This is a genomic window from Nostoc sp. CHAB 5715, from assembly GCF_020829685.1.
GTDB lineage: Bacteria > Cyanobacteriota > Cyanobacteriia > Cyanobacteriales > Nostocaceae > Nostoc.
Genome location: NZ_JAIVFR010000338.1, coordinates 1 through 6,952, shown reverse-complemented (window position 1 = coordinate 6,952; position 6,952 = coordinate 1). Strand labels below are relative to the sequence as shown.

Annotated in this window: 6 protein-coding genes and 3 pseudogenes; 6 read left to right on the top strand and 3 right to left on the bottom strand. The window is 42.3% G+C overall.

Translation table 11 applies throughout. From position 1 onward, the window contains the following. Positions 1-654 (bottom strand): annotated as a pseudogene (fbt, locus tag LC574_RS19135) (folate/biopterin family MFS transporter); the annotation flags it as partial. 273 nt (positions 655-927) lie between these two features. Here fbt and LC574_RS19130 point away from each other — a divergent pair. The 4 genes and pseudogenes from LC574_RS19130 to LC574_RS19115 all read left to right on the top strand — a co-directional run. Continuing rightward, positions 928-1,089, top strand: a pseudogene (locus tag LC574_RS19130) (helix-turn-helix transcriptional regulator); the annotation flags it as partial. 36 nt (positions 1,090-1,125) lie between these two features. Further along, positions 1,126-1,551, top strand: a pseudogene (locus LC574_RS19125) (Clp protease N-terminal domain-containing protein); the annotation flags it as partial. Then, positions 1,537-2,076, top strand: coding sequence for a Uma2 family endonuclease (locus LC574_RS19120; protein WP_229454969.1), 540 nt, complete (start codon positions 1,537-1,539; stop codon positions 2,074-2,076). The pseudogene LC574_RS19125 and the gene LC574_RS19120, both read left to right, overlap by 15 nt. A gap of 204 nt (positions 2,077-2,280) precedes the next feature. Continuing rightward, positions 2,281-2,583 carry a hypothetical protein gene (locus tag LC574_RS19115; protein ID WP_229454968.1) on the top strand — a complete coding sequence of 101 codons (303 nt, stop codon included), beginning with the start codon at positions 2,281-2,283 and terminating at the stop codon, positions 2,581-2,583. A gap of 43 nt (positions 2,584-2,626) precedes the next feature. Here the strand turns inward: LC574_RS19115 and LC574_RS19110 are convergent, their stop codons facing one another. Continuing rightward, positions 2,627-3,424 (bottom strand): sulfite exporter TauE/SafE family protein, encoded by a 798-nt coding sequence (locus LC574_RS19110; RefSeq protein ID WP_229454967.1) that lies wholly within the window; start codon positions 3,422-3,424, stop codon positions 2,627-2,629. An 892-nt stretch (positions 3,425-4,316) separates the two neighbouring features. Between LC574_RS19110 and LC574_RS19105 the strand changes: the two genes are divergently transcribed. Continuing rightward, on the top strand, positions 4,317-4,964 hold the full coding sequence (locus tag LC574_RS19105; protein WP_229454966.1) for a thioesterase family protein: 648 nt from the start codon (positions 4,317-4,319) through the stop codon (positions 4,962-4,964). Between the two features lie 142 nt (positions 4,965-5,106). Here LC574_RS19105 and LC574_RS19100 read toward each other — a convergent pair whose 3' ends face one another. Next, positions 5,107-5,769, bottom strand: a complete 663-nt coding sequence (locus LC574_RS19100; RefSeq protein WP_229454965.1) for a hypothetical protein — start codon at positions 5,767-5,769, stop codon at positions 5,107-5,109. 616 nt (positions 5,770-6,385) lie between these two features. On the opposite strand from LC574_RS19100, the gene LC574_RS19095 reads away from it, so the two are divergent. Then, positions 6,386-6,952: triacylglycerol lipase (locus LC574_RS19095; RefSeq protein WP_229454964.1), on the top strand; the 567-nt coding region annotated here is incomplete at its 3' end.

The window sequence follows — 6,952 nt, the reverse complement described above, 5'->3', positions numbered from 1 at the left end:
AATGGATGTCTCAGTTTCTTCCTCGGCAGCAGGTAGCCAGTTGATAAATGGTAGGGGTAACAGCGTGCTGAGGTTAGTAATTAGCACCAATAGCCAAAGTGATTCAAAGTTCGTTGCGGTGATTCCCAGCCAATAGGTAATTAATGCCCCAAATGCATGGGAAACCGTTCCTGCTGAATTAAACACCGACATTAACAAGGCAAATAATGTCGCTTCCACACCAGAGGGACAAAGCCTTGCTGCTAGCACCATCACTTGCATAAAAACAATTTTCCCCATCACAGTCAGAATTAGGCTATCACCCAAACTAAACCAGTGGTCATCTATACCCAACAGCCTGTTTGTGTGAGTCACTAACAACAGCATCGTCATCCCCAAAATTGACGAAAGGACAGTACTCCAAGCAAAAATCACGCGAAAAGGGATGCTTTTGAGGAAACGTTGAAAAATCCAAACACCTGCTAAAGAAGCGAAACTTGTTACCAAATGCACCCGCCCCAAAAATTCTGGTTCAAAGTGGAGTTCGTTGGTAGCGAAGTAGAAAAAGGCTGAGTCAGCATTTGGGGTAGCTTGCCAGATGAAGATAAACGCCGTTGGTAGCCAGATTGTTTTTTGGCTAATGGCTTGGCGTAGCTGCCCCAGTTGATGTTTGATTGGTAAAGAGTTGGATGCTGGATTTGAGATTGAACGATGAAAACCCCAATCTGAAATCTAAAGTTCGCTACGCAATAATCAGGTTTTGAGTCACATCTGGCGTAAGTCCTGAAGCTTTTAAACCCAACAAATGTCTCCGCTTTTTTCAAAACGGGGTGAATGGAGGTTTGATTTTTAATGTAAAGCAAACTTGACATAAAGACAAGTTAGGTTTACGATAAAATTCAGGCAAGGCAAAAACTATGCAGACACACTGGTTTTTTCAGCCAAGCAATGCAAAATCGTTTACGTTTTCTGAGAACTCAACGCAATTGGTCACAGGCGGAATTAGCAAAAATTTTGGGCGTGAGTCGTCAAACCATCAATGCTATTGAAGTTGGTAAATACGACCCTAGTTTGTCCTTAGCGTTCAAAATTGCTCAAATATTCCGCTGTCCACTGCCATTTATTTTCTTAACAGAGGAAAGGTCTATGTTTGAAAGATTTACTGCGAAAGCATACCGGGCGATCGTGCTGGCACAAGGCGAAGGTGAGCGCTTAGGACATCAATTTGTAGGTACTGAACAGATTTTGATTGGATTAATTGCAGAAGGTAATGGTTTAGCTGCTAAGGTTCTCAAGTCTTTTGATATCAACCTTGAAGCTGCTCAAACTGAAGTAGAAAAAATTATTGGTCGCGGTACTGGAATTCAAGGTGTGGAGTATCCCTTTACTCCTAAAGGAAAGCAAGTTTTGGACTTTGCTATAGAAGAATCTCTAAGATTAGGTCACACATTCATTGGTACAGAGCATCTTCTACTAGGTGTGCTAGGGGTAACAGATGGGGTAGCAGTCAGAGTGCTGGAAAAGCTAGACGTAAATCTTCAGAATCTTTGGCAAGAAGTGCTAAGAGAAATCACATCTCTGGACATCCCATCGGCAACTATTATTCCTAGTAGAAACTTTAGCAATGAAGATGAATTGAGCGATTCCCCACCTGATTTTACCTCTGGTGAAATTAGCGCTCGATTTTGTGCGTTTTTATTTTCCTGGGTAGAGCCTCGTAAGCTAGGGCATATTATTGGCTCTAAAGGTGGATTTCAGTTACCCAATGGAGAGATAGTTGCGCCGCGTATCTCGTTCTTTTCACGGGAACGCTTGAAGCGGGTGCCGCGAACTTATCCTGAATTGGTGCCTGATTTAGTAGTAGAAATTAAATCTGCCTTTGACCGACTGGCATCTGTGCAACAAACGATCCAAAGATTCTTAGACTTGGGAGTGAGAATAGCGCTATTGATTGACCCAGATGCTCAGACCGTGAGTGTTTATCGTCCTAGCAGTAAAGTGACGGTGTTAGGGAATAGTGAAAAGCTCACTGTCTCAGACTTGTTCCCTGAGTGGGAACTCTTAGTATCCGAACTTTGGCCTCCCATGTTTGATTGAGACAGTTTAAAAAGTAAAAAGTAAAAAGTAAAAACCCCATACACGCTCTTGTTGCTTGTTTTGGTGTTGGAGTCTAAATCCCCAGACGCTGCTATGTTGCTAACGCTTCGCTATCACAAAACGTAATTGCGAATTGCGATACTCCTTTATGCCTGCGATTGGGTACAATCCAATCCGTTTTCACCCAAGCATTCAACCTAGTTTTTGTCTGATTTCAATTATTATTTCCTAAACAATGCTGCCAAAAATAATCCTGGAATTCCCATAAACCCTGCACTCACTATTCCACCGAATCAAGTTTTAGGAGGTCTTCTGATTCGCACCGACGAACTCGTATCACATGGAAAAAAAGTCTACGGCTACTCGCTGTTTGCCCCTGATGTTACTTGCACTCCGAAAACACTGCTGAATGTTGCTAATTCTTGTTTTCCTACGAATACTGGAACGAACGGAGGAATAGATTTAGTTGCACCTAATCTGGGTGCCGTCTTTTTCGAGAGTGAGTGAGCAGCGAAAAACTTTTACAACCAAACTCTATTACCGAGTCCTGTCAAACCTGATGAACTAATTTCCAACTCACCATCATTAAGATGGTATAAATGATAAACCGTAGTGGGCGTTGCGGAGCTAACTGGCAGATTTTAGCGCCTACTAACACCCCTGGAACAGAGCCTAGCCATATAGGTACTACCAGACTCCAATCAACTGTTCCCAGGCTGAGGTGGCCGAGGGCAGTAAACAGCAGTAAAATTGCTGCGTGTGAAATATCTGTACCGACTAACTTCCGTGCATCAAGCCGGAAAAACCCAATCAGCACCAAGGCAAACATTGAACCCGATGAGACGCTAGTTAGACCAACCAAACAGCCTAAAATTGCTCCCAAAGTGATTGTTACACAGCGGTCAAAGTTAGTTTCTAAGTCTAATTTCGGCAGTTCGGGTAAATTAAATTTGGGGAAAAAAGTTAATAGCAGCAATTGCACTAGTGCTAATAGTGTGACTAGCAAAATCATCACACCAAGCAAACGGAGCAAGATGTTATCCAGGTTATACTCACCTGTACGTTTAAGAAAGTGCAAAATCCCCACGCCGAACAGTGAGCCTGGAACACTCCCGAATGTCAGCCATTTGACAACTTTTGTGTCAAGGGTTTTCTGTTCCCAATGCTTGACACTACCAACAATCTTCATCAATGTGGCAGCCACAACATCAGAACTCACAGCGATAGAAGGCGGAACCTGAAAAACAAAAATTAGCATTGGCGTGATGAGAGAGGCTCCACCAATTCCCGTCAAACCAACGATGATGCCAACAAAAAAGCTTAAGAACGGTAGTAATAAATATTCCATACTCTTCACTCTTCGGGGGTTTCAACAATCAGTTATGAGTTATCAAAGTCCTGTTGAGTCTCCCACTTCTATTAAGTGAGCAACATAGGGTTTAAATCTCCAAACAAAGCCTTAATAACTTTTCACTGACTCAACTACGAGCAGCTATAACCGAAAATCAGCTAAAGCTTCACTGCTAGAGAGCAGCAATTGTGCCAAACTATAGCCCAGTCGTAGACAGAGCTAGTGATGGCAAGTTATTGTGTTTCTCTAGGGATGAGTGACACAAAGGTTATCCAGCTAAAAGTTAGGGCAGAGGATTCCTGGACAATTTAAAACCTGTCTGGAAGTTTTTGGTAGCATGACAACTGGCATTTAGCTGAAACAGGTTTTGATAACTGCTTATGGGTCAGTTGTTCTGCTAAACTCAACTTCTAACTGGTTTTTCTGTGGTTTTACATGTAAAAGCCGGTAAGGCGATGCACTTACCGTATTTTACTTGTAAGCATGAGCAAACGTCTAGCGTATTCGCGTTGTATCTTGCGAAATTATCTGGATAAAGAGGGAGTGGGGACTTGTACTGTCCTTCCCTGCGGGACGCTGCACGAACGACTACGCTCAGGAACCGCGACTTGTACTGAGCGTAGTCGAAGTAAGCCGAAGTAGTGGGGAATGGGGAGTGGGAGTAGGGAGCAGGGGAGGTGGGGGAGAATAATAATGCCCAATGCATAGTTAAGAACTCAGCGCTGAAAAATACTTGACTCTAAAGCACTTCTTGCACTATGTTTAAACAAACCATTCGGTCGGTAATATTTTATTTACAGCAATTTCCAATTCAATAAATTACCCCACTCCCTATTCCCTACTCCCCACTCCCCACTCCCCATAATCCATTCATCTAAAAATCGCTGTAATGTCCAAAGGCCAAGAAACAAAAAGCAGAATTCTCCACAAAGCAGCCGAACTGTTTAACCAACAGGGGTATGCAGGCTCATCGATGTCAGACATCATGGGTGTGACGGGATTGCAGAAAGGAGGAATTTACAATCACTTCCAAAGCAAAGATGATCTAGCGCTACAGGCTTTTGACTTTGCGATCGCTCTCATCTACCAGCATACTAGATTTGCATTACGAAGCAAACGCCACGCCCTAGAACGCCTGCAAGCAATTATTGACATTGATTTTATGGGAATCGTGAGTAATATTGTGTATATTAGATGGCTAGAGGATTTACGTTTAAAGTTTTTAGATGAACACTGGCAACTCAATCAACAAATTGAGCAAGGATATGCGCCTGTTTTAGCTGGAACTGAAATTGAATATAAACGTCCGATAAAGATTATTGATCAAGTAATTGGACGTTTATGGCTGAGTAATTTAGGACGGTTGAAGTGGACTGTACAAGCTGAAATTTTATCTAACAATGAGTTAGCAGCAGTAGCTACCCAGAAAGGCGCTTTTGTTAGTTTACAAAATAGTCGTCCTATTCCCATTCCAGAGGAATTACAGAAGAAATATTTTGAAAATAAAAAAGGGAATTTGAAAGACCCTAGCTACTGAAACAATGAGAGGCTATTTTCAAACACACTAATTTACTTAGTACTAGTCAATATACTTTCGATATCTGCTAGCTGCACCACTCCTGAAAAAGTTGGACTATTAATTACAAAAAAAGGTGTGCCAGAAACAGCCAATTTCTCAGCTAGTTGAATATCTTTTGTAATTGCGGTATTTGCTGCGACTGCAATTGTGGCAATCTATTTACAGCCAACGGCTTTTGCAGAATATCATCAGGTATTTTCTGCGATTGCAATTCTGGTAATCTATTTACAGCCAGAGGCACAGATGCCTCGTATTTGGTGTCACTCACATTCACACGAGGCGCTGTTCGAGAGAATTTAGGGCTGGTATTGAATTTAGAACTATCAAATTTAGAGGCGTCAAATCTCAAATTACCACTAGTAATCATCCGCAAAGATTGCCTACTAGGCAAGGAGGAAACTCGATAGTTATTTGATGATGCGGGTAGCGGAGGCAGTACTAGCTGACTAGATGGCGCTGGTGCCACTGGGGGCAATAGAGTTTGGGCGCTAAAGTTCGGAGCAGAAAGTGGCGCTATTGGAGGAAGTTGTTGTAAACCAAGTTGGGGCGTGCTTTGGGGCAAACGGCTTTGGTCGGCTTGGCTAAATTCCAAAAGTCCGACGGTTTTGGATGATGCTGTATCTTTGGGTTTGCTAGAATCCATAGGCATCAATGGCACAATCATGGCGATCGCACCGTGGATGCCAAGAGAAGCTATAGCTGCTATCCCAATTGGCTGGCTTAAGAGTTCTGGTATAGTTCTAAACAGGGAGACGTAAGACATAGCTGTTATCGTTCACTCGGCTCAGTTGCAGTTGACTAGCGATTTTTTCTTTTTGACTATCTTGCAAGATATTGCGAGATATGCATCCCACTAAGGAAATAATAACTTCCTATCCTGGCAATAAAAACGCCAAAATTGCCATTTATTCAAGTTTTTAATTGATCAATGACGCTGTATCATGTGTTCCAGTTTGAGCTTGCTAAAGAGATATTTGAAAAATTACTACTTTTGATTTCTTATTGTTATGACGCACGCAATTAAAATTAATATCTCGGATATTTATTAAAGTTTAAGTGAAAGCGCAAGTCTGAGCAGATAACAACATCTGTTGAAGTTGCCTTGTTTTTTCTACTGTTTTCCAGTCAACTCCGCTTCTGTAAATGGCACACTTACTTGTCCGAGACTAGTCCCTATGTGAAAATACTACCACATCAGCAGTCCCTAAGTCTGTTGCAAATTGTACAATTTTATTGACATTCTAGCCCTAAACCCCGTCAAAGCTATTTGGGTTTTTATAAAAGGAGTCAGTCATGCGATCGCAATTCTAACTTTTGACTTTTGACTACTTCTTCGTCAAAAAAGTTCAAACCCTCAATCATTGCATCCAAAATTTAAAATGCCGTTACCGACAGTTATTGTACCTGGATATCTAGAAAGCGCGATCGCTTATCGTCAACTAGAACAATCCCTACAACAGTTAGATTTTCCCACTGTTACAGTACCACTACGACGGCGTGACTGGCTACCCACTATTGGAGGAAGACCTGTAACGCCAATTCTGCAACAACTTGATCTTACAATCAAGCAGACATTGCAGCAACATAATGCTACTCAAGTTAACTTGATTGGTCACTCAGCTGGAGGTTGGATATCCCGCATCTACATGGGAGAAAAGCCTTATTTGGCAAGAGGTAACGTTAAACCATCTCTCTGGGAAGGGCATCCCCTGATTGCTACTCTCATCACCTTAGGTACACCCCATATTAGTCAGGAACGCTGGACGCGCTCCAATCTAGATTTTGTCACCAATAACTACCCAGGAGCTTTTTACAAAAACGTTCATTACGTTTGTGTGGCTGGCAAAACTATCTTTGGTCAAAGGCGGCGCGGTAGCTGGTTAGCTTACAGTAGTTACCAATTAACCTGTGGTAAAGGCAACACTTGGGGATGCCCTTCCAGATCG

Excerpts from the sequence above, each read along its gene's own strand:
- LC574_RS19105 (WP_229454966.1), top strand. The coding sequence starts at position 4,317 with ATGTCCAAAGGCCAAGAAACAAAAAGCAGAATTCTCCACAAAGCAGCC.
- LC574_RS19100 (WP_229454965.1), bottom strand. The coding sequence starts at position 5,769 with ATGTCTTACGTCTCCCTGTTTAGAACTATACCAGAACTCTTAAGCCAG.
- LC574_RS19110 (WP_229454967.1), bottom strand. The coding sequence starts at position 3,424 with ATGGAATATTTATTACTACCGTTCTTAAGCTTTTTTGTTGGCATCATC.